The following is a 22,917-nucleotide window of genomic DNA, read 5'->3' on the forward strand; positions in this document are numbered from 1 at the left end:
AAAGTCGCGGCGGAACGTGAGCCCCGCCGCGACAGCTCGAAGGAGCTCCAGATCAATAGATCTTGGAGAACTTCTCGATGTTGCTCTTGTCGAACTGGAAGGGCGGAGCCATAGCAGCCGAATTGGTGTCGTCGAGCGTGACTTTGCCGACGCGACCGATCGACAGCGTGGCGCCCGGCTTGGCCTCTTCCTTCTTCACCGCCAGATCGTGGGCGAGGTAGACGGCGGAGTAGCCGAGGTCGATGGGGTTCCATAGGGCCACGGCCTGGCTGGCGCCGTTGTCGATGAACTTCTTGAACTCGGACGGCAGCGCAAGGCCGGTGACGTTGACCTTGCCGATCAGATTCTCGTCAGTCACCACCTGGGCGGCGGCAACGACGCCGACGGTGGTCGGTGCGATGATCGCCTTGAGGTTCGGATAGGACTTCAGCAGGCCCTTGGCTTCGTCCGTGCTCTTGGCCGAGTCATCGTCGCCGTAGACGGTGGCGACGAGTTTGATCTTGGGGAACTTCTCCGGCAGGATTTTCTTGGCCGCGTCGATCCAGGCGTTCTGGTTGGTCGCGGTCGAGGACGCCGACAGGATGGCGACGTCGCCGCCTTCCGGCAGATAGTCGGCGGCAAGCTTGATGATGGTCTCGCCGATCAGGCCGGTGTCGGACGGGTTGAGGTGAAGCTGGCGGCCTTCCTTGGCGACGCCCGAATCCCAGGAGATGACGGTGATGCCGCGCTCCATGGCCTTCTTCAGCACCGGCACCAGCGCGTCGGCGTCATTGGCCGAAATGGCGATGGCGTTGACCTTCTGGGCGATCAGCGAATTGACCACTTCGATCTGCGCTTCGGCGGTCGCCTTGGTCGGACCGGTATAGATGATATCGACGTCGCCGAGTTCCTTGGCCGCCTCTTCGGCGCCCTTGTTGGCGGCATCGAAGAAGCCGTTGCCGAGCGACTTCACCACCAGTGCGATCTTGACGTTTTCGGCATAGGCCGCATTCACGAACATGGCGGCAGAGAAAGCCGCCGTCACCATCAATTTCTTCAAAAAGCTCATCGAATATCCTCCCTTGAGCGTTGCATTCCATCGCCGCTGCGGGCGTGAGTTGGCCTCAGGCCTGCAGTGAAGATTCTTCCTTGTTGGTTGCCGATTTGCGGGCGACGATCAGTGTCACGCCCGCGGTTTCGAGCATTTTGGCTTCGCGATCCTCGATGCCGTCATCGGTGATGACCGTGGCGATGCGCGACAGGCCGCACAGGATCAGGCTGGAGCGTTTGCGGAATTTCGAGGAATCGACCAGCACCACCAGCTCGTCGGCCTGGTCGATCAGCTTCTGCTCCGCCTGGATCAGCAGCGGGTCGCCTTCCATCAGGCCGAGCGGCCCGAGCCCCTGCGCGCCCATGAACATGCGGCGCGCATAGAAATTGCGCGTCACGTCATTGTCGAAGGGCGACAGGATGATGTTCTGCTCGCGGTAAATGGTGCCGCCCGACAGCATCACCGTGTTCTTGGAGTGCTTGAGCAGGTGCTCCGCGATCGGGAACGAATTGGTGAAGATCGGCATGCGGCGGCCGGTCAGGAAATGCACCATCTGGAAGGTTGTGGTGCCGCCATTGATGATGATCGGCTCGCCGTCCTTGCACAGCTCGACCGCTTCGCGGGCGATCGATCGCTTCTGCGCTGCGTTGAGTGTTTCGTTGACGGAAAACGGCCGGCCGGCGAGGCCGATGAACTGCGGCGGCGAGATCGCCTCGGCGCCGCCGCGCACCCGGCGCAGGCGCTTCTGGACGTGGAGTGCCGCGATATCGCGCCGGATCGTCGCCTCGGAGGACTCCGTCAGGTCGACCATCTCCTGCACCGTCACCACAGGCTTTTCCTGGACGGCGGACAGAATGATCCTGTGGCGCTCTTTTTCGTGCATGGTTCCTCCCTGCCTGAGCATCTAGGCACTCAAAACGAGCAGTGTCAATCATTTCCGATCAAATAATTTCATTGTGCAGTGCAATATGATTGATCTTGATCGTTTGTGATTGACAAGCGGCCTGCTTGCGTAGACATTCCCGGCCGAATGGACTGCTCTTTTTGCGTCCCAGGGAGGATATCTATGCTCGACAAGCGCTCCGGTTCGCGCCTCGCCAATCTGTGGGATGATGCTAGGGCCAAGGGGATGAGCGACCCTGAGCTTCTGGTCTATCGCTCGAACACGCTCGGCTCCGACAAGCGCGTCACCAACTATGGCGGCGGCAACACCTCCTCGAAAATCCAGCAGAAAGACCCGCTGACGGGCGAAGACGTCGAAGTGCTTTGGGTCAAGGGCTCGGGCGGCGACAGCGCCTCTATCAAGCTCGACGGTTTTGCCACCCTCTACATGGACAAGTTGCGCGCGCTGAAAGGCCTCTATCGCGGCTTGGCGCATGAGGACGAGATGGTCGGTCTCCTGCCGCACTGCACCTTCAATTTGAACCCACGCGCGGCCTCGATCGACACGCCGCTGCATGCCTTCGTGCCAAAACCCTTTGTCGATCATATGCATCCCGACGCGATCATCGCCATCGCTGCCGCAAAGGATTCCAAGGCGCTGACCAGGGAGATCTTCGGCGATGCCATCGGCTGGCTGCCGTGGAAGCGGCCGGGTTTCGAACTCGGCCTTTGGCTGGAGAAATTCTGCCTCGAACACCCCGCCGCCAAGGGCGTCATTCTCGAGAGCCATGGCCTGTTCACGTGGGGCGACACGCCGAAGGAATGCTACGAGACGACGATTTCGGTCATCAATCAGGCGATCGAATGGTTCGAGCGCCGGTCCGAAGGCCTGGCGATCTTCGGCGGCGAAGCGGTCAAATCGCTCGACGCTGCATCACGCCGTGCCATTGCCGCGAAGCTGATGCCCAGGATCCGCGGCCTGATCTCGGAAAAGAGCCACAAGCTTGGTCATTTCGACGACCAGCCCGCCGTGCTCGAATTCGTCAACTCCAGGGATTTGCGGCCGCTGGCGGCACTTGGCACCTCATGCCCGGACCATTTCCTGCGCACCAAGATCCGCCCGCTGGTCATCGAATTCGATCCGGCCAAGCCCGATGTCGATGCCGTCATTGCCCGTCTTGCCGACGATATTGCCGCCTATCGTGTTGGCTACCAGGCCTATTACGACAGCTGCAAGCATCCGGACTCGCCCGCCATCCGCGATCCCAACGCCGTCGTCTACCTGATGCCCGGCGTCGGCATGTTCACCTTTGCCGGTGACAAGGCGACGGCCCGCATCTCGGGCGAATTCTATGTCAACGCCATCAACGTCATGCGCGGTGCCTCCACGGTCTCGTCCTATGTCGGCTTGCCCGCACAGGAAGCCTTCGACATCGAATACTGGCTGCTCGAGGACCTGAAGCTGCAGCGCATGCCAAAGCCGAAGGCGCTCGCCGGCCAGATTGCGCTGGTCACCGGTGGTGCCGGCGGCATCGGCCGCGCGACGGCCAGCCGGCTGCTGCGCGAAGGCGCCTGCGTCGTGCTGGCTGACATCGACGAGACAGCGCTCGCCAGCGCCAATGACGAGTTGGCGAAAGCCTATGGCAAGGATTTCGTCCGGCCGGTGCTGATCAACGTCACTTCAGAGGACCAGGTCATCTCCGGCTTCGGGGAGATGGCGGTCGAGTTCGGCGGCATCGACATTCTGGTATCGAATGCGGGTCTCGCCTCCTCGGCGCCGATCGAGGAAACCACGCTGGCGCTGTGGAACAAGAACATGGACATCCTGTCCACCGGTTATTTCCTGGTGTCCAGGGAAGCGTTCCGGCTGTTCCGGGTGCAGAAGATCGGCGGCAATGTCGTCTTCGTCGCCTCCAAGAACGGCCTTGCCGCCTCGCCCAATGCCGCCGCCTATTGCACGGCCAAGGCGGCCGAGATCCATCTGGCGCGTTGCCTGGCGCTGGAAGGCGCGGAAGCGCAAATCCGGGTCAATGTCGTCAACCCGGACGCCGTGCTGCGCGGCTCGAAGATCTGGACCGGCGAGTGGAAGGAACAGCGCGCCGCCGCCTACAAGATGTCGACCGACGACCTCGAGGAGCACTACCGCTCGCGCTCGATGCTGAAGCGTTCGGTCTTCCCGGAAGACATTGCCGAGGCGATCTATTTCTTCGCCTCCGACATGTCGGCCAAGTCGACCGGCAACATCATCAATGTCGACGCCGGCAACGCGCAGAGCTTTACGCGGTAATCATTGAAGGCGGCGCCGGAACGCTTCCCTTCTCCCCGTCCCTATGCCGGGAGAAGGTGCCGACAGGCGGATGAGGGGCAGCGCCGACCGAACGCATCTGGGAGGAAACTTTAGTGTCCGAATCCATCATTTCCGCCGACGTCGTCGACAAGGACAACGCCGCGCGCAAGGCCGATCTCGAGCGCGACTACGCGTCGCTCGGCGAGCGCCTCGACCGTCGCGGCATCGCCATCGACGCCATCCGAGACAAGGTCGAGAAATTCGCCGTAGCTATTCCCTCCTGGGGCGTCGGCACCGGCGGCACCCGCTTTGCCCGCTTTCCCGGCGCCGGCGAGCCGCGCGACATCTTCGACAAGATCGAGGACTGCGCCGTCATCCAGCAGCTGACGCAGGCGACACCGACCGTCTCCTTGCACATTCCGTGGGACAAGGCCTCCCCGAACCGGCTGAAACAGGCGGCCTCGCGCTTCGGCCTCGGCTTCGACGCCATGAATTCCAACACTTTCTCGGATGCCAAGGACCAGACACTTTCCTACAAATTCGGCTCGCTGTCGCATGCTGATGCCGGCACACGCCGGCAAGCGGTCGAGCACAATCTCGAATGCATCGAAATCGGCAAGACGCTGGGCTCCAAGGCGCTGACGGTGTGGATCGGCGACGGCTCGAACTTTCCCGGCCAGGTCAATTTCGCCAGGGCATTCGAGCGCTATCTCGACGCCATGAAGGAGGTCTATGCCGGACTGCCGGACGGTTGGAAACTGTTCACCGAGCACAAGATGTATGAGCCGGCCTTCTATTCGACGGTCGTGCAGGATTGGGGCACCAATTACATGATCGCGCAGGAACTGGGCGACAAGGCGTTCTGTTTGGTCGACCTTGGCCATCACGCGCCCAACGTCAACATCGAGATGATCGTGTCGCGGCTGATCCAGTTCAAGAAACTCGGCGGCTTCCATTTCAACGATTCGAAATATGGCGACGACGACCTCGACGCCGGTTCGATCGATCCCTACCGGCTGTTCCTTGTCTTTAACGAACTGGTCGATGCCGAGCTTTCCGGCGCCGAGGGTTTCGATCCGGCCCACATGCTCGACCAGAGCCACAACGTCACCGATCCGATCGAAAGCCTGATGCTGTCGGCGGTCGAGGTGCAGCGCGCCTATGCGCAGGCGCTGCTGGTCGACCGCAAGGCGCTGGAAGCCTACCAGGACAGCAATGACGCGCTGATGGCGACGCAGACGCTGAAAGCCGCCTACCGCACTGATGTCGAGCCGATCCTCGCCATGGCGCGGTTGAAGACGGGCGGCGCCATCGATCCGGTTGCCGCTTACCGGGCGGCCGGGTACCGCGCCAAGGTGGCGGCGGAACGTCCCGCAGTCGCCGGCGGCTCGGGCGGCATTGTCTGACATCTGAATTGATCCGCCTGGTCCACCATTGATGGTGGACTCGGCGGCCCTGACGGGTTCTTCTAGGCGTCCCCCCGCCCGGAGAACCGCCATGCCTCTCACCCGTCGGACATTGATCGCCGCCACACTTTCCATCACCTTCGCCCTGGCCCCATTGACGAGCGTCTTCGCCGCGTCGCCCGCACCAGCCAAGGGCGAGCACGGCATGGTGGTCACGGCCCAGCATCTGGCGTCCGAAGTGGGTGTCGAGGTCTTGAAAAAGGGCGGCAATGCTGTCGATGCCGCGGTCGCCGTCGGCTATGCGCTCGCCGTCGTCTACCCCAATGCCGGCAATATCGGTGGCGGCGGCTTCATGACCATCCGCTTCAAGGACGGCAAATCGACCTTCCTCGATTTTCGCGAGCGGGCGCCGCTTGCGGCGACCAAGACGATGTATCTCGACAAGGACGGCAACCCGGTGAAGGGCGCCAGCCTCAACGGCTATCTCGCGGTCGGCGTGCCGGGCTCAGTGGCTGGTTTAGAGATGGCCCGCGAAAAATATGGCAAATTGTCCAGACAGGATTTGATGGCGCCGGCAATCAGCTATGCCAAGGACGGATTCATCCTCAATCAGGGCGACGCGGCCTCTTTTGCCGGCAGCGCCGACAGGCTGGCGAAGGATCCTGCGGCTGCCGCGATTTTCCTGAAGCCCGATGGCAAGCCCTATGGCATCGGCGAGCGCCTGATCCAGCCTGACCTTGCCGCTTCGCTCGCCGCCATTTCCGAGAAAGGCCCTGATGCGTTCTACAAAGGCGCCATTGCCGATGCCATCGTCAAGGCGAGCGGCGCCAAGGGCGGCATCCTGGCCAAGCCGGATTTCGAGCAATATGCGGTTCGCGAACTCAAGCCGGTGACCTGCACCTATCGCGGCTACGAGATCACATCTTCGCCGCCGCCGAGTTCCGGTGGCGTCATCATCTGCGAAATCCTCAACGTGCTCGAAGGCTATCCGCTGTCCTACCTCGGCGCCGGCTCGGCCGAGACGGTCCATGTCATGGTCGAGGCGATGCGCTACGCATATGTCGACCGCAATTCGGCGCTCGGCGATCCCGATTTCGTCGACAATCCGGTCTCGAAACTGCTGGACAAGGCCTATGCCAAGGATATCCGCGACAAGATCGATCCGTTCCGGGCCGGCGTGTCGCAGGACCTGATGCCGAAGGGCTTTGGCGAAAGCAAGGAGACGACGCATTATTCGATCATCGACAATGACGGCAACGCGGTCGCCGTCACCTACACGCTGAACGGATCGTTCGGCGCCGGCGTCGTCGCCGACGGCACCGGCATCCTGCTCAACAACGAGATGGACGATTTTACGCAGAAACCCGGCGTGCCCAATCTCTATGGTCTGGTTCAGGGCGAAGCGAATGCCATCCAGCCGAAGAAGACGCCGCTGTCGTCGATGAGCCCGACAGTGGTGGCCAAGGATGGCAAGCCGTTCATGGTCATCGGCAGCCCGGGCGGCTCGCGCATCATCACCATCACGCTGGAAGCGATCGTCAATGTCATCGACCACGGCATGAACATCCAGGAGGCGATCGACGCGCCGCGCATCCATCACCAGTGGCTGCCAGACACGGTTTACATCGAGCCGTTCGGACTTTCACCCGATACCGAAAAGTTGCTGGCCGGCATGGGCTATCACCTCGATCTCGGTGATTCGACCTGGGGTCAGGCTGCGGGCATTCTGGTCGGCGGCAAGAGCCTGGCGGAGATCGAGAAGGGCGGCGGCGCCCGCTACAACGGCGCCATCGACAGCCGTGCGGCCTCCGGCGAGGCACTTGGATATTAGAGCATCGGCGTAGAGGGCCGATGCTGGACTTTCTGTCCGATTAGAGCAATTCCAGAAAAGTGTGAAACGGTTTTCCCGGGAAAGCGCGTAGCGCTTTCCCTTAGGGAATTGCGTCGAAACAAAGAGATAGAGTGGTTCTCCGTTTCCGTGAAACGGTGAACCGCTCTAGGCGACCAGCGTGATGGTGGATGCGACCAACATCAAGGCGGCGATGGCGACGAACAGCGCGTAGATTCGCGGCCGGTCGAGCAGCAGCGCGTTTCCCCCTATCCAGGCCGATGTGGCGCCACCAAGCGCGAAGAGGAAACCGTTGCGGTGCCCGAAGGTCATCGACGCGGCCATCAGCCCGCCGATGATCAGGGCGCCGAACACGATGATCACGGCAACCGCATATTTCTCGAAATCGTTGCCGCCGCCAATGGTTGGCCCGATCGCGTTCAACGTCGGCAGATCGTCCGGATCGAAGGGATTCGTCGATCCATATTCGTTTTGACCGGCAGGCTCTCGCATCATTCGTTCTCCGTATTGCGGCAACAAATCATCAAGGCTTGCCGAGCGCAACCCGATCGCACTGCCCTCGATGCGTTCGGCACGGTCTTCTACACCTTCTGTCGCGGCTTGCCGCCGACTTTTTGATTCGTGCCTGGCCGTCCTCTCTCAGGCAATCCCGGGGCGCGGCTGCCCGAAGGCGGCCGTGGACCATGCCATTATGGACTGAATTCGTGGAGGAAAGATGATGCCGGATATGGGTTCGGTCAGGCCGGCGGCGATTTCGGGTGGCGTGATGTCGCACGGGCGACGTAACGGACCGGATCGCCTCGCAGCGTCAACGGATTGCGCGGCCCTCGCCCGATCGCGGCCCAGAGACACGTCATGATGTCACGCGCTCAAGCGCTGCACTTCAAGCCCTTGCTCTCAGCACTGCGGTTTGCGGGCAGGCTGGGCGGCATGCATCAGAACTTCATGCTGAGGCTGCCCTTGATGACGCGGCCTTCGCCATAGATGCAGCTGAGGTCGGGATTGCTGCCGCTCTCGTAGCAGGTCGAGTAGTAGGTCTTGTCGAACAGGTTGGAGACATTGAGCGCCGCCTGCCAGCCATTCTTCTTGTAGCGCAGCGCCGCATCGACCAGCGTGTGGCCGGGCACGTTGACCGTGTTCGTGTTGTCGCCAAAACTCGCGCCGATGTAACGCACGCCGGCGCCGAGGCTCAAGCCCTCGAGCACGCCGCTGCCAACTTCATAGTTGGCCCACAGCGATGCCTGGTGTTCCGGCACCCTGGCAGGGCGGTTGCCGGCGTCGTCGCCCTTGGCTATCTCCGCATCGAGATAGGTGTAGGCCGCTGTCGCGCTCAGGCCGAAAGCAAGATCGGCATTGGCCTCGATCTCGAGGCCGCGATGGCGGACTTCTCCGGTCTGGACCTGGCCAAGCGGATTGCTCGGATCGGTCGTCAGCACATTGGTCTTGCGCAGGTCGAACAGCGAGGCGGTGAGGTATCCGGGGAAGAAGGTCGGCTCGTACTTCACGCCGACTTCGTACTGCTTTCCTTTGGAGGGCTGGAACGGCACATTGGCCAGTGTCTGGCCGATATTGGTGGTGAAGGATTCGGCATAGCTGGCATAGGGCGTCAAACCGTTGTCGAAGAGATAGCCGATGCCGACATTGCCGGTGAAGGCATGGTCCTTCTGATCGTAGCTGCCCGTACCAATCCGGTCCTGATTGGTGTTGTCGACCCAGGCCTGCCGGCCGCCGAGGGTCAGCACCCAGTGGTCGGCGATCTTGGACTGGTTTTGTGCATAAAGACCGATCTGGCCGATCGTCTGCACGCGATCGGCAATGATGAGACCCGGCGGCGTGACCGGGATCGAGTAGTCCGGATTCAGGGTGTCCAGCGGCGGACCTTCCCCATAGCCGTTCTGCCCGTCGACCGACTGCCTGTTGTAATCGAGACCGAACAGCAGCTTGTTTTCGACCGCGCCGAAGGTCGCCTTGTATTCGGCCTGGTTATCGACGTTGAACAGACTTGCCGTCTCATCCACGGTGAACAGCGTACGCGACATCGTATGATCGTTGATCATGTCCGGGCCGCCAAGCCACTCGCCATAGTAGAGCTGCCGGTAGTCGGTTTCCTGCTGCGAGTAGCGCAGGTTCTGCCGCACTGTCCAATGGTCGTCGAACTCATGGCTGAACTGGTAGCCGATCGAACCATGGTTGGCATCGAAACGGTCGAAGTCGGGCGAGCCGGTGAAGAAATTGCGCGGCAGATTGCCATACTGCGCCGGCAGAAACTGGATCGGCGTCAGCCTGTCCCACTGGTAGTTGGCCAGGATGGTCAACGAGGTCTGCGCATCCGGCTGCCATTTGAGCGCCGGCGCGACGAAGATGCGGTCGTTGCGGGAATAGTCGGTTTCGATCTCGCCGTTGCGAACCAGACCGGTCAGCCGGTAGGACCATACGCCGGCATCGTCGATCGGGCCGCCGACATCGAGCCCGGCCTCGACCGTGTTGAAGCTGCCATAGCTGAGGAAACCGTCATAAATCGGCTTGTCCGTCGGCCGCTTGGTAATGGCATTGACCATGCCGCCGGCCTCGTTCTCGCCGTAGAGCACCGAGGACGGTCCCTTCAGCACCTCGATTCGCTCCAGCCCATAGGGTTCGATCTTGAAGCCGGAGAAGTCGATCACCTTCTGCGGCAGGCCGTCGCGATAGATCGCCGACGTGCAGAGGTCAAAACCGCGGATCAGGCATTGGTCGAAGCGATCGTCGATACCCCATGGCGAAGGGGTGACGCCGGCAAGGTAGGATAGACTGTCCTCAAGCTGCTCCGGTTGGCGGTCGTCGAGTTGTTTGCGAGTGATGACCGACACCGACTGCGGAATTTCCTTCAGTGGTGTGTCGGTCTTCGAGCCGGTCGTGGTGTTCTTTGCGATATAGCCGTCATCGGGGCCGACCGGGCTGTCGGTCTGTCCCTCGACATTGATCGGGTTGAGTTCGGTCGTGGCGTCCTGTGCCAGGGCCTGCGCGCAAATCAGCGTCGAGAGCGACGCGACCACAAGGCCCTGGACCCGGCTTCGCCGACGCGCCGCACGACATGCACTCAAACCCATCTCGATACCCCTCACTGCCGGCGATGCGCAGGCCCTTTCGGCCGGCGCGAGAAATTGTTGACTAATTTGGTCATCTTCAATGTTGACTATTAAAGTCATGTTTCATAGTCAACCGGCCATCGGCTGCCGGCAGCCAGTTTTTTGGGATCGCGTCGTTCTGGAGAAAAACCGTGCCTGACATCCACGCCCAGACGGATTTCCGCACAGGCGCCGTGTGGTGATGGCGGCCCTCGAATCTCACAGGGCCGACCGTCGCCGCGGCCAGATCACCCGGCGCGGCGCGCTGGGACTTTTCGTTCTGCCTTTCACCGGAATTGCATCGCCATCTGCCGCGGCGAAGCCGCTGCGCATCGTCTGCCTGGATGACGGGCTGGCCGAAACCTTGCTCATGCTCGGCGTCAACCCGGTCGCCATTGCCGGTCGCGACGTCTGGGAGACCTGGGTGGTCGAGCCGCCGCTGCCGCCCGACATCGCCGATGTCGGCACGCTGCTCGAGCCCAATCTCGAATTGCTGCAGCAGCTTGCCCCCGACATCATCCTGGCCATGCCGTATCTCGATGGCATCAAGCCGCTGCTCGAACGCGTGGCGCCGGTAACGACGATCGGGCTCTATACCGAAGCCGGGCAGCCTTATCAGCGAGCAGTCGAGGCGACGCGCCAACTCGCCAGGCTTGTCGGCAAGGAAAGCGAAGGCGAAACGCTGATCGCGGCGACGGATGCGTATTTTTCAGAAGTTCGCCAGCAGCTGGCGCCGCTTTCGGCGCGGCCGATCTATGTCGTCAGCTTCATGGATCCGCGCAATGTGCGCGTCTACGGCAAGAAAAGTCTGTTTCAGGAGGTGTTCGACCGCATCGGGCTAAGCAATGCCTGGATCGGCGAGACCAACTATTGGGGGTTTGCGACCGTCGGCATCGACGGCCTGGCTACATCAAGCGACGCACGCCTCGCCTATCTGGAGCCTTTGCCCGACGGCGCCGGCGGCACGCTGACCGAAAGCCCGGTGTGGAACGCCATGCCCTTCGTGCGCAACCGCTCGATCATGCGCCTCCCCGCCGTGCTGATGTTCGGCGCGCTTCCCTCGGCCACCCGCTTCGCCCGGGTTCTGGCCAGGGCGATGACAGAGGGAAACAACCGATGAGGGATGGCGCAGCGACCTTGACTGGCGACACCAGCCCCGCCTCGGCCGACCGTGCGCGGTCGGCTGGCATCTTCGACAATTATCCGCTCGGCGCGATCCTGCTTTGCGTGGTGCTTGTCGGCGGTGCGGTGGCCGCAACCCTGTCCAACCTTGTTGTGCAGCTGCCGCCGGCGCTCTGGCTCGAAGCCTTCGCGAAGCCCGACATCGATGACATGGGGCAGGTGCTCGTCCACTACGCCTTCCTGCCCAGGCTTGCTGTCAGCCTGCTGTGTGGCGCGGCACTCGGACTTGCCGGAACCGTCCTGCAACAGGTTCTGCGCAACCCGCTGGCCTCGCCCGAAACGGTCGGCGTCTCGGCCGGTGCCTATCTGGCGCTGGCGCTGGCGACGCTTCTCGCACCGTCCTCGCTCGCCTTCGGCCGCGAATGGGTGGCGCTGGCCGGCGCCTTCGTCGCCCTGGCCGCCGTCATCGCTTTGTCCTGGCACAAGGGCCTGTCACCGCTTTCGGTCGTGCTGGCTGGGCTGGTCGTCAGCCTCTACGCCGGCGCCATCGGTGCGGCATTGGTGGTGCTGCGGCATGAATGGCTGGCCAGCCTGTTCATCTGGGGCGCCGGTTCGCTCGGCCAGCAGGACTGGTCGACGACGCTGTGGCTGTTGCCGCGCATCGGCACTGCTGCGTTGGCGATCTTCCTCATGGTGCGGCCGCTGACCTTGCTTGGCCTCGACGAGGACGGCGCGCGCAGCCTTGGCGTCCCGCTCGGCCTCTATCGCTTCGCCGGGCTGGCGGCGGCCGTCGCGCTGATCGCCTTCGTCGTTGCCGCTGTTGGCGTCATTGGCTTTGTCGGCCTGGCCGCCGCGACCCTCGCGCGCATCGGCGGTGCCCGCCGGTTGGGTCAGCAGCTGGTGATGGCGCCGCTCATCGGCGGTGCATTGCTGTGGGCCACCGATCAGGCCGTGCAGATCGCCACTGGACCGCAAGGCGACCTGATGCCGACCGGAGCGATCACCGCGCTCCTCGGCGCGCCGCTGCTGCTCTGGCTGCTGCCGCGCCTTGCCCTTGGTTCGGAAGCCCCGGCATTGACGGCCGAGCGGCTCCCGCGCGCGAGCCGGCCCGGCCTCGTGCTGGCGGCGATCGGCCTGGCTCTGCTTTTGCTGCTGGGGCTGGCCTTGCTCTTTGGGCCGGGGCCGCATGGCTGGACCTTCGCTTTCGGCGATGCGCTACAGCCGCTGCTGTCGTGGCGGTGGCCCCGCGTGCTTGCCGCGCTGGGTGCCGGCGCGATGCTGGCGCTTGCCGGGCTCATGATGCAGCGACTGACCGGCAATCCGATGGCCAGCCCCGAAGTGCTGGGCATCAGCGCCGGCGCCGCGCTGGGCATGATGGTGGCGCTGTTCGCGCTCGCCGATGCAGGCCGTCCGCTGCAGACCGCGGCCGCCACCATTGGCGCCTTCGCCGCTCTTCTGGTGACGCTGGCCATCGGCCGCCGTGCCGCCTATGCACCGGAACGGCTGCTGCTCGCCGGAGTGGCTTTGACGGCTTTGTTCGACGCTCTGATCCTGGTGCTCACCACCACCGGCGATCCGCGCGCCATGCTGCTGCTCAACTGGCTCACCGGCTCGACATATGGCGTCGATCCGAGCGCCGCCCTGCTGACGGGCGGCATCGCCATCTGCCTCTTTGCGCTGGCGCCTCTCTTCATGCGCTGGCTGGACATCCTGCCGCTCGGGGCCGCCGCCGTTCAAGGTCTAGGCATCAACCTGAAGGAGGCGCGGATTCTTGTGCTGCTGGTGGTCGCAGCACTCACCGCCGCCTCGACGCTGATCGTCGGCCCGCTGACCTTCATCGGCCTGATGGCGCCGCATCTTGCCCGTCGCCTCGGCCTGTCCCGCGCGCTGCCGCAAGCAGCCGGCGCGGTGCTCGCCGGCGCGCTGATCATGGTCGCCGCCGACTGGATCGGCCGCACCGCCATCTTCCCGCACCAGATCCCGGCCGGTCTCGTCGCCACGCTGATCGGCGGCCCGGTATTGATGTGGCTGCTGCGTCGCCGCTGACTTTTTGTCCCTGTGGAGATTTCCATGCCCAAGTCGATGGCAACGCCTGCCCTGATCGCCGACACCACTGTCCGCGATTTCGCGACCGCTCATGGCGGCAATCCCTGGCGGATATTCCTGCATGTGCCGGCAAAGCCGGCGCCGGCAGCCGGCTGGCCGGTCCTCTACATGACCGACGGCAATGCCGTCATCGGTACCGCCGTCGACGTGGTGCGCGCGCAGGCGAGCTATCCCGCCGGCACCAATGTCTGCGAAGGCGTCATCGTTGCCATCGGCTATCCCGTCGAGGGGGCCTATGATCCACTGCGGCGCTCATGGGATCTCGGCCCGCCGCCGGGCAAGATCTATCCGCCCTTCTATGATGGCACCCCTGATGTCAGGACGGGCGGGGCAGGGGAATTCCTCGCCTTCATCGAGGACGAATTGAAGCCCTGGGTGGCAAGCCGCGCCAGGATCGATGAAAGCCGCCAGGCGCTTTATGGTCATTCCTTCGGTGGCCTGTTCGCGCTCTATGCCCTGTTCACCCGCCCGCTCTCGTTCCGGACCTGGATCGCGGCCAGCCCCGCCATCTATTGGGAAGACCGCGCCGTCGATCGCTTTCTCGAAGCCTTCGAGGCCGCCGTTCCTGCAGGCCTGACGGTGAACGTGCTTCTGTCGGCTGGCGAGTACGAGACCGAGAAGCTGGCGCCGTTCCAGGTTGGCGCCGAGGACGAAGAAAAGCGACTGCAGCAGAAGCAGGTGACACGCACCGACGAATTCGCGCGGACAATGGCGGGGCGTCTCCAGGCCCTCCCGGGGGTGAGCGCGAGCTTCGAACTGCACGCCGGCGAGAACCACATGTCGATCCTGCCGGTGACGGTCAACCGCGCGGTTCAGGCCGCGTTTGCGGTGCGTGGGTCGGGCTAGGCGACTCCGGTCCGGATCTTTGAAATCACCAGTTCCTGTGTTGCGGCGATATCCGCGGTCATCGCGCCAAAGCGCAGGGCGCAGTGAAACATCCCGCCCGGCGCGACAACAACCAGGCGGCCTCTTTCCTTCGCCGCGAGATAACCGTCGGGTTCGGCGGTCGCCGGCAGCACGAGGCCGAGCGCGTCCTGGTCGGCGCCGCGCGTGATCCAGCGAACGGCGTAGTTGAGCTCCGCCGGGCGAAAGCTGACAAAATCCGCGGTCCGGTCCGGATGCACCTGCAAGGCGTGCGCCCAACCTTCGGCGTCTGCCTTGGCTTTCATCGTCAGCACGAGTTCGGGGTCGATCGGCTCGCCTTTGGTCAGCAAACGATGCCGCGAAGGATCGGCGACAATGGCGTCGCGGTAGGCAAGGTAGCTTTCGCTTGGCGTGAAAAAGGGTGGGAGCACCTGGCGCACGACAATGTCGGCGCGGTCATCAGCGACGCTGTCGACCAGGCGTCCGCCGTCCACCGGCCTGAAATTGATGTGCGCCAGGTACATCAGCTCCATTGGCGAGTGTTTCAGGTTCTCGATGGCGATGTCGACGGCCACGCTGGTGCCGTCGCGCTGCAGCCGCACGGTTGGCTGTGCCACATAGTCGTGGCTGAAGGCGACCGTCTGGCGGCTACGCCCGGTAACAGCCATGAACGACCCCTCGGCGTTTTCCCCAGCCAAGAGCTGCACATCTCTGTAAGGCGCATTGGGCAGGTCGCCGTGAAGCGGATGGCGATCGCTCGGGCCCGGGTTTCCCATCGCCGTCGCGCCGCAGTGAATGAAGAACGCACCGTAGGACGAGAGATAATCCCGGGTCGCAATCGGCTCGTCGAACATCGAGCGCATGGTCAGTGAACGGCCGAGGAATGTCGCGTCCCAAATCTGCTGCCCCTGGAACGGCAGCATGATGATCTCCCCCTTTTCGTTGCTGACCCGAAGACCGGCGACGCCGGATCGGTAGCGAAATGCGGTTGCGACAAGGCCGGCGTATCGCGCAACGATGGTTTCCGACGAGCCAAACTGCTCTGGCACCAGGTCAATGAGAACGTGGTCGGGGTGCTTGGGGTGCATGTTTCAGCCTCTGTCTGCCGCCGGCAGATAGTCGCAGGAAACGTTTGGAAATCAACGGCAGCGTGTCTCGCATGGCTGCCAAAACGGTAGCGCGCCGCTGCCGGTCACTGTCGATCGTGCGGTGCAGCCGACGTTGCGCCGAAGCAGCGGGACATCAGCCAGCCGTCCACTGGTTGACAGCGTCTTGCAACACACCGCGATTTCCTATCCGCGGGCGGGCGGCAGCTCGAACAGGCTGGCACCGTTCTCCTCGCCGCGCTGGACATAGCCGATGACTCCAAACCATCTTGCGACATCCGGCCCCTGAAGCCAGCTGCGTGAGTGGACGGGGACGTTGCCGGCGAGCGCCTGGATGTGCCTGATATGCCGCTTGCAGAAGCGGACGGTCGCGGCGCGGAAGAAATCCTCCTGTGCGGCGAACAGCGTGTCGGCGGCGTCGCTGTTCTCGTGCCAGGCGATGATCGCCACGGCCTTGTCGCCCTCGACAAGCGCGTGCGCGCGGCCTTCTTTCAAGTTCATCATCAGATTGTCGTACGCGATCTTGCTGTCCTTGCCGGCCGCGACGTATTCGTCGGACATCCGCTTGGACAGACCACGAAAGACGTCCTCCACATCCCCGAGCGTTGCTGCGCGTGCTCTCATTTCTCCTCCTGACGCCCCGACAGGCAGTTTGCCCTAAGGTTGGGGGATCACCAAGCAATTCCAATCCGCCGGCAACCCAATGGGCGCAAAGTCGTTTCAGCTGGCGATGCGTGGTAAAAGTTCCGGAAACCATTTTAGCGCAAGCTAATTGAATCGGGTTCTGGGCGTCGGTTCATCGGTTTGAAGTTCGTCCCGCCCCTGATGCCGGCTCTGCAAAGAGGATCGCGCCGCACGATGTCCAGGAGGAATGAGACAATGAGCCCCACTGACCCGCGACCAGAGCGACGCTCTCACCCGCGCGGGATCGTTCTAAAGGGTGCCACCATCATCACCGATGATGCGAACATCAGTTGCTCGGTCAGAAATCAGCACCAGCACGGTGCGGAATTACGGGTCGACCCCGGCGTCACAATTCCCGACCGTTTCGTCCTTCACGTGCCTGCGGATGACGCAAGCTATCGTGCCGTGGTGCGATGGAGAAGGAACGAGCGGCTTGGCGTGCAGATTTATTAGCCCGGGAACGTGGAGTGTCAGAATGCCAATTCGACGAAAAGCTGTGGAAGCGGGTATTTTTGAACCATCCGAGTTGGCGTTGCTGGGACGAGTTTTCGAGCACCTTAAACTCGGCCACCAATCGCCCGATGCGCGGGATGCGTTGGCGTCTCGGATCATCGCAAACTACATGGCAGGCGTCGTTGACGAATCCGAGCTGATTTCGCTTTCAAGACAGCCCCTGGGCCGCTAGCGGCAATGTGCCCTGTCGGCGGCCTAGGGCTTCAGTCTTCAGCCTTATTTCCGCGACTGCTGATGTGCCTTTAGATTTATCGCAGCGGGATGCCCAAACCCGACGCAGCCCAGCCGCACCGGCCTTCATTGCCTCTGAAGCTAGCGGCGAGAGCCGCAGTGCGACAGGCCAATACCAGGGAGGGAACATGGCTGAGCAAGAGAGCTGGAAGGAACTGTCGAAAGCGGCCGGCAGCGCGAGCCTACCTCGTGCAGTCACCGTGATCGGAGACCATATCCGCCTGGTGCCGCTCTGCCTCGAAGATGCCGACGAAATCTTCCGGCTAACTCATGCTGGCGAACGCGATGATATCTGGGCCGAGATGAAAGTAGGGCCGTTCGATGGGGTTCAGTCTTTCCGGGCACATGTCAGCGACCTGCTCGACGACCAATCGCGCACGTTCCTGACGCTGCGCACCGCAGCCGCGGGGCCTGTCGGTTGGCTCTGCCTGATGGAGGCGAGGCCGGCGCACAGGGTGATTGAATTGGGCTATGTCCTTTTCGCTCCCGCTCTTCAAAGGACCGTCGCAGCCAGCGAGTCGCTCTTCCTCATCATGCGTCACGTCTTCGATGACCTGGGTTATCGCCGCTTGGAATGGACCTGCACCACGGCTAACGCGAAGTCCAGGCGGGCAGCCGATCGGCTGGGCTTTGTCTTCGAGGGCATAATGCGCGAAGGCCTCACGCTGAAAGGCCGCCCGTGCGACATCTGCATGTACTCGCTTCTGGCGCGGGAATGGCAGCCCGCCAGCGCCGCCTTCCTGGCTTGGCTGTCCCCTGAGAATTTTGCCGATGGACGTCAGGTGCGATCCTTGGAGGAGATCAGAGCTTCGTTATGAGCTGGACTCGCCAAATGGCTGCCGAGTCGGCAAAATCCGTCGACGGATGGGGAATTGGCCGGGGATCATTGGATGAAAATCAATGTGGTCTACGCGCATCCTTTAGCCGACAGCTACCAAGCGTCACTTCACAAGCGCGTCGTCCAGACCCTCAAAGCAAGAGGCGACGAGGTTGTCGACTTCGACCTTTACGAAATGAAGTTCAATCCGGCCATGGATGCTGAAGAGAGACGTGGCCACTTCGATCTTTCTCAAACACCGAAGGATTTGCAGATCTATATCGACACGTTGAGGTGGGCTGAGGCGTGCGTGTTCTGCTTCCCCACGTGGTGGTCAGGCATGCCGGCAATTTTGAAGGGCTATTTCGATCGAGTCTGGCGGCCAGGCGTTGCTTACGATTTGCCGGCAGACGGCGGCACGATCAAGCCGGCACTCCTAAACATTCGCCGCATGGGGGTAGTCACCACATGTGGTTCGCCGTGGTGGTATACAGAAATCTACATGCAAAACCCAGGCAAGAAGGTGCTGCTGCGAGGCCTCAAGACGATGTGCGGCCGCAATGTCAAGCACCTCTATCTGACGCGATATTCCGTCGAGAGCATTTCGAATGAACAGAGGGAGGTGTTCGCGCGTCGTGTGGAACGAAGGTTCGAGAAATTCTAAGAGCGGGCTCGGCCGCCCGCGAAACCATCCTAGAGACCCTGTCCAACCCGGTGCGCTGCCTCACGGTGGGGCCTTTTCATTGCCCGGCCGTCGATACGATCGTCGCAACAAGCTGCCTCGCTTGAACCCGCTTCAGACAATGGCCGGGGATATTTGGCCACGTCGCCTTGGCGCATTCTTTCTGAGTGATTGCTACAGTTTCGCCGGGCTGCACATTCGCGGCTTGGCTAGTGGTGGCTGAGGCAAAGAGCACCGTCTGAGTTATGAGCGCCGCAACGGCGGCGACCTGGATCAGAACGGTGGCGAGGGCGATCTTCTTGAGCATTCGACCAAACGCGCGACCGCGCCGCCGGTTCCCTCCGGTATTGCCGGTTTCACGCCCCTCACAGTGGAAGAACGCTTCCAGCGGAGCAAAGACGCGGATAGGGCGCAACAGTTGCCTATGCGCGTGGCATGGCTCGAAGGGCGCTTTGGCAATCGTGAAACAAAAAGCCGGGTCGGGCCGTTTGCAATCTGCCAGACCCCAATCTGGCATACTCTAGACCCTCCCGCTGGCTTCGGCCGGCGGGCTTTTTTCGAAGGCTCCCGAATTTCATCGATAGAGCTGCACCTCGTCGCGCAGGAAGTTATCGAGCGTTCCCTGGCCGCCACGACCGGTGATGTCGACCAACTCTACAAAAACGGATCCGCCGGCCGATGCACCCGGAACAGGCTCCGACAGGAAGAAACTTGCAAACGCCTCAACGGGAAGGTTTGTACTGTTGCCGTTCAGATCGTTGCCAGCGGCCTCGAGCGCATTGCAGTTGAGGATTGCCCCGTAGAGCAGACGACGATCGACGGATGTAACAGGCGATTGACAGGAGCTCGGCGGCGTTCCCACCTCACCGCCTGTCGAAGCGTGTCCGACGAGACCGTTCGCAATCTCGTATTTGTAAACCTGGTAACGCGTCGGTTTGCTCGTGTCCCATGACGAAGGGTAGCTCGTCGAACTGAAATTGGTGCTCCAGTATCCGGAAAAGTTCCAGTTACCGTCTCCCATGCGGCCGCCCATATAGGGCGTGGTGGCATCGCGTGGCAGGCCCATGTTGCCCGTAGCGTTGAACGTCAGCTGATTGTACTGCGGGCACTGGTTGCTGTTTCCGTTGCCGTTGCCATTGCCATTGCCATTCCCGCCAGGCGATGCGCCTTTCCTGACATTCGACGCGGGACCATACTCGGGCGTGTTGAAGGCGTTGCCGTTCGCTTGGATGCCGAAGCGGACATTGAAGGCGTCCTGAATCGGACCTGTATTCTGGCCAGTCTTTGTGCTGACGTCTTGTGCCGAGTAGCAGCCGAGCGGCTTCGATGTTGCGATCGTCTCGGCAAGCCCTTGGGCACCGTTCCCGACGTTGTTCGGCGGCGCCAGGAAGCCAAAATTGCCAGGGCCGTATGCGGCATTGTTGCCAACCGTGCGAAGTTCGATCAAACGCCGGCGAATTGAGGGGTCAGCTGCTGCTTGTTCCAATGTCACGCCGCCGGCGGAGTTGGTGCCGTTCACCATCTCGTAGGGGTTGCAGATAAAGACCGGCGTGTAGTTGCAGACGCTCGATGTGAAGCCAGCCACGGAAACCGCGCCGACATTGAAGCCATTGCTCGCGGTGTTCCCGGTCAGGTAAGACGCCGGGAAAATGGCCGCAAAGCCGACAGGGGTCACTTTCACTTGGATGAACCGAGCGTTTGGGGCGTCTGTCACTTCATCGGTGATGATGTTGGCTGCTGCAACCGGCGAACTATCCAACGCAGGAAGTGACCGAAGATATGTTCTCGTCACTCCGGCGGATGACAATGTTTGGGGTATGCCGGCCGTGGAGAATGAATAGCTATTGCTCACCAGAGTCGATAGCGCGCGATCCGCCCTGGTGATCGAATCCGATCGACCATCCAGTTCCGCGGCGGCTGCCAACGCCATCGCGTCGGCGTCCTTCTGCAGATCGTTTTGCAGGTTATTGACCCGGCTCATGTCGATTGCCAGGAGCGAAAATCCGATGATCGCCGGCAGCATCACGCTGACCAGAATCAGTGCTATGCCGCGTTGATCAGTCCAGAATTTGCGTAGAGCATAAAACATTGCGGCGCCGCCCCCACCGGCGACGGTTGGTTGGCCGACGCCGGGTAGGGTCGTCGTTCTTGATAGCAAATGCGCCCGGTCCAGATGCTTGGACGCGTTGGTTATGGTCCCACCGAAACGCCCAACGGTCCAATCACGAGCTTGCGAGCTAGCTAATATGCATGAACCCGCGTCATACCGGCGCTCATGATCCTTTCGCCGACGCGGCTCCTGTGACATTGCCCGCGGCATTTACCGCGACACTCGGACAAGCAGGTCAGAAGCGACGCGGGATCAAGGGACATCGCATGGACGGACGTGAGCCACAGGAGAGGGCATCCTTGCAATCGCGGCGATCACTCCGGCACGCCGGAGATGCGCAGCGCCTCGACGTAACGCTCGGCGAACACCTTGTCCAGCCACGGGTTGATCTGTCTCTGCAGGGTGAGCGTGTAGGTCGGGAACGCCTCCATCAGCCGCCGCGCCGCCGCCTGCGCCTCATCCAGCCGGTTGAGTTTGACCAGCGCCATGATCACCACCCGGTGCGAGGAGCCGTAGTTCGGCATCTCGTGCAGCGCGCGTTCTCCCCATGCCAGCGCTTCGTCGTAGCGCTCGAGCATCAGGTAGCTCATCCCGATGCCGGAGAGCGCGATGCCCTTCTCGGGGTCGACTGGGCTTAGCCGCATTGCCCTGTGAAAGTGCTCGATCGCGACGAGCGGGCGGCTGGAATGTGCGTTCACCCAGCCGCAGCCCGTATGGCCCTGCGCCGAATTGGGGTTGAGCAGCAAAGATCGTTCGATCGTGCCCAGCGCCATCTCGTATTCCTTCGCGCTGTAGGCGATCACCTGCGCGGCGAAGCGTAGGCTCGTGGGGTCGTCGCGCGCTTCCGCCAGTACCTCGCGCGCCATGCGCGCGGCGACTCGGATATCGTCGGGCTCGTGCCAGCACTGGCTCACGGATAGGCTGCGGATATAGGCGCCGAGTGCCTTCGCCAGGTTGAAGCCAGGGTCGATGCTGAGCGCCTCGTTGGTGAGCCGGCGCACGTCGGCAAAGCCTTCGCGCGTCATGCTGTAGAAGCGCGGCAGCGCGCGAAGGTAGAGGTCGTAGGCACTGATGTAGTCGGTCGGCTTCATGCGTGCCTGCTTGATCTGCTCCAGCCGGATGCTCGGCTCGACAGCGCCGACGACGCTCTCGGTCACCTTGTCCTGCAGTTCGAAGATGTCGCTCACGTCGCCCTCGAAGCGGTCGGTCCAGACATGGTGTCCACTGATCGCGTCCACCAACTGCCCACTGATGCGCACCCGCGATCCTGCTCTGCGGATGCTGCCTTCGAGCACGTAGCGGACGCCCAGCTCGCGCCCGACCTGGCGCAGGTCCACCGCCCGGCCCTTGTAGGTGAAGGACGAGTTGCGGGCGATCACGAAGAAGGAGTTCACCCGGCTCAATCCCGTGATTATGTCCTCCACCAGCCCGTCGGCGAAGTATTCCTGGTCGGGGTCGCCGCTCATGTTGGTGAAGGGCAGAACCGCGATCGAGGGTTTCTCGGGCAGGGGAGGCGGTGCAGCCACCGAGGCGCTGGCGTCGGTCTCGACGCGGTAGGCGCGCACAGGCCGCTCGATATTCTTGAGGTGCAAGTTGCCGAGCGGTGTGAAGCCGCAGTCGAGCTTGCCCTGAAGGTGGTCGTAGGCGGTGCCCGAGACGACCACGGTGCCGGGATCGGCGATGCTTTCGAGGCGCGCGGCGATGTTGACCCCGTCGCCGTAGAGGTCGCCGTCCTCCTCGCAGACCACGTCGCCGAGATTGACGCCGATGCGGAAGCGAATCCGCTCTTCCTTGGGCGTCTCCGCCTCGTGTTCTGCCACGGCTTGCTGGATCGCCATCGCCGAGGTCACCGCGTTAACGACGCTCGCGAACTCGCACAGCATGCCGTCGCCGGTGAGCTTGACGATCCGACCCTGATGCTCGGAGACCAGCGGTTGGAGGAGGTCCTTGCGGTAGATCTTCAGCCGCTCGAGCGTGCCGCGCTCGTCGCGCTCCGTCAGTCGCGAATAGCCGACCACGTCGCAAGCCAGGATCGCTGCGAGGTGGCGCTGCGTGGTCATCGCACCGCTCAGCCAAGCGCCCGCACGCGGGCCGCCCCGCGTCGATGTCCTGCCAACTGCCAGA

19 protein-coding genes are annotated in these 22,917 nt (G+C 62.5%); 10 read left to right on the top strand and 9 right to left on the bottom strand.

Going from position 1 to position 22,917, the window contains the following annotated elements:
- Positions 1–52 precede the first annotated feature (52 nt).
- The gene (rhaS, locus tag AC1D10_RS14840) at positions 53–1,048 is read right to left on the bottom strand and encodes a rhamnose ABC transporter substrate-binding protein (RefSeq protein WP_027055502.1); all 996 of its coding nucleotides are present in this window, start codon (positions 1,046–1,048) and stop codon (positions 53–55) included.
- Between the two features lie 55 nt (positions 1,049–1,103).
- On the bottom strand, positions 1,104–1,913 hold the full coding sequence (locus tag AC1D10_RS14845; RefSeq protein ID WP_477272907.1) for a DeoR/GlpR family DNA-binding transcription regulator: 810 nt from the start codon (positions 1,911–1,913) through the stop codon (positions 1,104–1,106).
- Between the two features lie 183 nt (positions 1,914–2,096).
- On the opposite strand from AC1D10_RS14845, the gene AC1D10_RS14850 reads away from it, so the two are divergent.
- The 3 genes from AC1D10_RS14850 (at position 2,097) to ggt (ending at position 7,436) form a co-directional block, all read left to right on the top strand.
- Positions 2,097–4,199 carry a bifunctional rhamnulose-1-phosphate aldolase/short-chain dehydrogenase gene (locus tag AC1D10_RS14850; protein ID WP_477272909.1) on the top strand — a complete coding sequence of 701 codons (2,103 nt, stop codon included), beginning with the start codon at positions 2,097–2,099 and terminating at the stop codon, positions 4,197–4,199.
- A gap of 113 nt (positions 4,200–4,312) precedes the next feature.
- Positions 4,313–5,605: an L-rhamnose catabolism isomerase gene (gene rhaI / locus AC1D10_RS14855; RefSeq protein WP_477272911.1), complete on the top strand. Its 1,293-nt coding sequence runs from the start codon at positions 4,313–4,315 to the stop codon at positions 5,603–5,605.
- Positions 5,606–5,696: 91 nt separating this feature from the next.
- The gene (gene ggt / locus AC1D10_RS14860; protein ID WP_477272913.1) at positions 5,697–7,436 is read left to right on the top strand and encodes a gamma-glutamyltransferase; all 1,740 of its coding nucleotides are present in this window, start codon (positions 5,697–5,699) and stop codon (positions 7,434–7,436) included.
- 165 nt (positions 7,437–7,601) lie between these two features.
- On the opposite strand, the gene AC1D10_RS14865 is transcribed toward ggt, so the two are convergent.
- On the bottom strand, positions 7,602–7,949 hold the full coding sequence (locus tag AC1D10_RS14865; protein WP_477272915.1) for a hypothetical protein: 348 nt from the start codon (positions 7,947–7,949) through the stop codon (positions 7,602–7,604).
- A 440-nt stretch (positions 7,950–8,389) separates the two neighbouring features.
- Positions 8,390–10,540 (bottom strand): TonB-dependent siderophore receptor, encoded by a 2,151-nt coding sequence (locus tag AC1D10_RS14870; protein WP_477272917.1) that lies wholly within the window; start codon positions 10,538–10,540, stop codon positions 8,390–8,392.
- A 220-nt stretch (positions 10,541–10,760) separates the two neighbouring features.
- Between AC1D10_RS14870 and AC1D10_RS14875 the strand changes: the two genes are divergently transcribed.
- Genes AC1D10_RS14875 through AC1D10_RS14885 form a run of 3 tightly spaced genes read left to right on the top strand, consistent with a single transcriptional unit; the run spans position 10,761 to position 14,632 of the window.
- On the top strand, positions 10,761–11,678 hold the full coding sequence (locus tag AC1D10_RS14875; RefSeq protein ID WP_477272919.1) for an ABC transporter substrate-binding protein: 918 nt from the start codon (positions 10,761–10,763) through the stop codon (positions 11,676–11,678).
- Positions 11,675–13,726, top strand: coding sequence for a Fe(3+)-hydroxamate ABC transporter permease FhuB (gene fhuB, locus AC1D10_RS14880; protein ID WP_477272921.1), 2,052 nt, complete (start codon positions 11,675–11,677; stop codon positions 13,724–13,726). The genes AC1D10_RS14875 and fhuB overlap by 4 nt, the downstream gene beginning before the upstream one ends.
- Before the next feature lie 24 nt (positions 13,727–13,750).
- Positions 13,751–14,632, top strand: coding sequence for an alpha/beta hydrolase (locus AC1D10_RS14885; RefSeq protein ID WP_477272923.1), 882 nt, complete (start codon positions 13,751–13,753; stop codon positions 14,630–14,632).
- Here the strand turns inward: AC1D10_RS14885 and AC1D10_RS14890 are convergent.
- Positions 14,629–15,738 carry a DUF4432 family protein gene (locus tag AC1D10_RS14890; RefSeq protein ID WP_477272925.1) on the bottom strand — a complete coding sequence of 370 codons (1,110 nt, stop codon included), beginning with the start codon at positions 15,736–15,738 and terminating at the stop codon, positions 14,629–14,631. The two genes, AC1D10_RS14885 and AC1D10_RS14890, sit on opposite strands and share 4 nt — an antisense overlap.
- Before the next feature lie 204 nt (positions 15,739–15,942).
- Positions 15,943–16,380 (bottom strand): hypothetical protein, encoded by a 438-nt coding sequence (locus AC1D10_RS14895; RefSeq protein WP_477272927.1) that lies wholly within the window; start codon positions 16,378–16,380, stop codon positions 15,943–15,945.
- Positions 16,381–16,635: 255 nt separating this feature from the next.
- On the opposite strand from AC1D10_RS14895, the gene AC1D10_RS14900 reads away from it, so the two are divergent.
- The 4 genes from AC1D10_RS14900 to AC1D10_RS14915 all read left to right on the top strand — a co-directional run bounded on the left by AC1D10_RS14900 (position 16,636) and on the right by AC1D10_RS14915 (position 18,665).
- Complete coding sequence (locus tag AC1D10_RS14900; protein ID WP_477272929.1) at positions 16,636–16,893, top strand: PilZ domain-containing protein; 258 nt, start codon at positions 16,636–16,638, stop codon at positions 16,891–16,893.
- A gap of 22 nt (positions 16,894–16,915) precedes the next feature.
- The gene (locus AC1D10_RS14905; protein ID WP_477272931.1) at positions 16,916–17,125 is read left to right on the top strand and encodes a hypothetical protein; all 210 of its coding nucleotides are present in this window, start codon (positions 16,916–16,918) and stop codon (positions 17,123–17,125) included.
- Between the two features lie 187 nt (positions 17,126–17,312).
- On the top strand, positions 17,313–18,002 hold the full coding sequence (locus AC1D10_RS14910; protein ID WP_477272933.1) for a GNAT family N-acetyltransferase: 690 nt from the start codon (positions 17,313–17,315) through the stop codon (positions 18,000–18,002).
- Positions 18,003–18,074: 72 nt separating this feature from the next.
- A complete protein-coding gene (locus AC1D10_RS14915; RefSeq protein ID WP_477272935.1) occupies positions 18,075–18,665 on the top strand; it encodes an NAD(P)H-dependent oxidoreductase in 591 nt (196 codons plus the stop codon).
- A 76-nt stretch (positions 18,666–18,741) separates the two neighbouring features.
- On the opposite strand, the gene AC1D10_RS14920 is transcribed toward AC1D10_RS14915, so the two are convergent.
- The 3 genes from AC1D10_RS14920 to AC1D10_RS14930 all read right to left on the bottom strand — a co-directional run bounded on the left by AC1D10_RS14920 (position 18,742) and on the right by AC1D10_RS14930 (position 22,853).
- A complete protein-coding gene (locus AC1D10_RS14920) occupies positions 18,742–19,200 on the bottom strand; it encodes a hypothetical protein (protein ID WP_477272937.1) in 459 nt (152 codons plus the stop codon).
- Between the two features lie 57 nt (positions 19,201–19,257).
- Positions 19,258–20,772, bottom strand: coding sequence for a TadE/TadG family type IV pilus assembly protein (locus AC1D10_RS14925; protein WP_477272939.1), 1,515 nt, complete (start codon positions 20,770–20,772; stop codon positions 19,258–19,260).
- 335 nt (positions 20,773–21,107) lie between these two features.
- A complete protein-coding gene (locus AC1D10_RS14930; RefSeq protein ID WP_477272941.1) occupies positions 21,108–22,853 on the bottom strand; it encodes an adenylate/guanylate cyclase domain-containing protein in 1,746 nt (581 codons plus the stop codon).
- Between the last annotated feature and the right edge of the window lie 64 nt (positions 22,854–22,917).

It is taken from the genome of Mesorhizobium sp. P2_A8, assembly GCF_056404935.1.

What these genes read in the sequence shown, in the direction of transcription:
- rhaS (WP_027055502.1), bottom strand. Translation starts at nt 1,048, where the DNA reads ATGAGCTTTTTGAAGAAATTGATGGTGACGGCGGCTTTCTCTGCCGCC.
- AC1D10_RS14845 (WP_477272907.1), bottom strand. Translation starts at nt 1,913, where the DNA reads ATGCACGAAAAAGAGCGCCACAGGATCATTCTGTCCGCCGTCCAGGAA.
- AC1D10_RS14850 (WP_477272909.1), top strand. Translation starts at nt 2,097, where the DNA reads ATGCTCGACAAGCGCTCCGGTTCGCGCCTCGCCAATCTGTGGGATGAT.
- ggt (WP_477272913.1), top strand. Translation starts at nt 5,697, where the DNA reads ATGCCTCTCACCCGTCGGACATTGATCGCCGCCACACTTTCCATCACC.
- AC1D10_RS14865 (WP_477272915.1), bottom strand. Translation starts at nt 7,949, where the DNA reads ATGATGCGAGAGCCTGCCGGTCAAAACGAATATGGATCGACGAATCCC.
- AC1D10_RS14870 (WP_477272917.1), bottom strand. Translation starts at nt 10,540, where the DNA reads ATGGGTTTGAGTGCATGTCGTGCGGCGCGTCGGCGAAGCCGGGTCCAG.
- AC1D10_RS14875 (WP_477272919.1), top strand. Translation starts at nt 10,761, where the DNA reads ATGGCGGCCCTCGAATCTCACAGGGCCGACCGTCGCCGCGGCCAGATC.
- fhuB (WP_477272921.1), top strand. Translation starts at nt 11,675, where the DNA reads ATGAGGGATGGCGCAGCGACCTTGACTGGCGACACCAGCCCCGCCTCG.
- AC1D10_RS14885 (WP_477272923.1), top strand. Translation starts at nt 13,751, where the DNA reads ATGCCCAAGTCGATGGCAACGCCTGCCCTGATCGCCGACACCACTGTC.
- AC1D10_RS14890 (WP_477272925.1), bottom strand. Translation starts at nt 15,738, where the DNA reads ATGCACCCCAAGCACCCCGACCACGTTCTCATTGACCTGGTGCCAGAG.
- AC1D10_RS14895 (WP_477272927.1), bottom strand. Translation starts at nt 16,380, where the DNA reads ATGAGAGCACGCGCAGCAACGCTCGGGGATGTGGAGGACGTCTTTCGT.
- AC1D10_RS14900 (WP_477272929.1), top strand. Translation starts at nt 16,636, where the DNA reads ATGAGCCCCACTGACCCGCGACCAGAGCGACGCTCTCACCCGCGCGGG.
- AC1D10_RS14905 (WP_477272931.1), top strand. Translation starts at nt 16,916, where the DNA reads ATGCCAATTCGACGAAAAGCTGTGGAAGCGGGTATTTTTGAACCATCC.
- AC1D10_RS14910 (WP_477272933.1), top strand. Translation starts at nt 17,313, where the DNA reads ATGGCTGAGCAAGAGAGCTGGAAGGAACTGTCGAAAGCGGCCGGCAGC.
- AC1D10_RS14915 (WP_477272935.1), top strand. Translation starts at nt 18,075, where the DNA reads ATGAAAATCAATGTGGTCTACGCGCATCCTTTAGCCGACAGCTACCAA.
- AC1D10_RS14920 (WP_477272937.1), bottom strand. Translation starts at nt 19,200, where the DNA reads ATGCCAGATTGGGGTCTGGCAGATTGCAAACGGCCCGACCCGGCTTTT.
- AC1D10_RS14925 (WP_477272939.1), bottom strand. Translation starts at nt 20,772, where the DNA reads ATGTTTTATGCTCTACGCAAATTCTGGACTGATCAACGCGGCATAGCA.
- AC1D10_RS14930 (WP_477272941.1), bottom strand. Translation starts at nt 22,853, where the DNA reads ATGACCACGCAGCGCCACCTCGCAGCGATCCTGGCTTGCGACGTGGTC.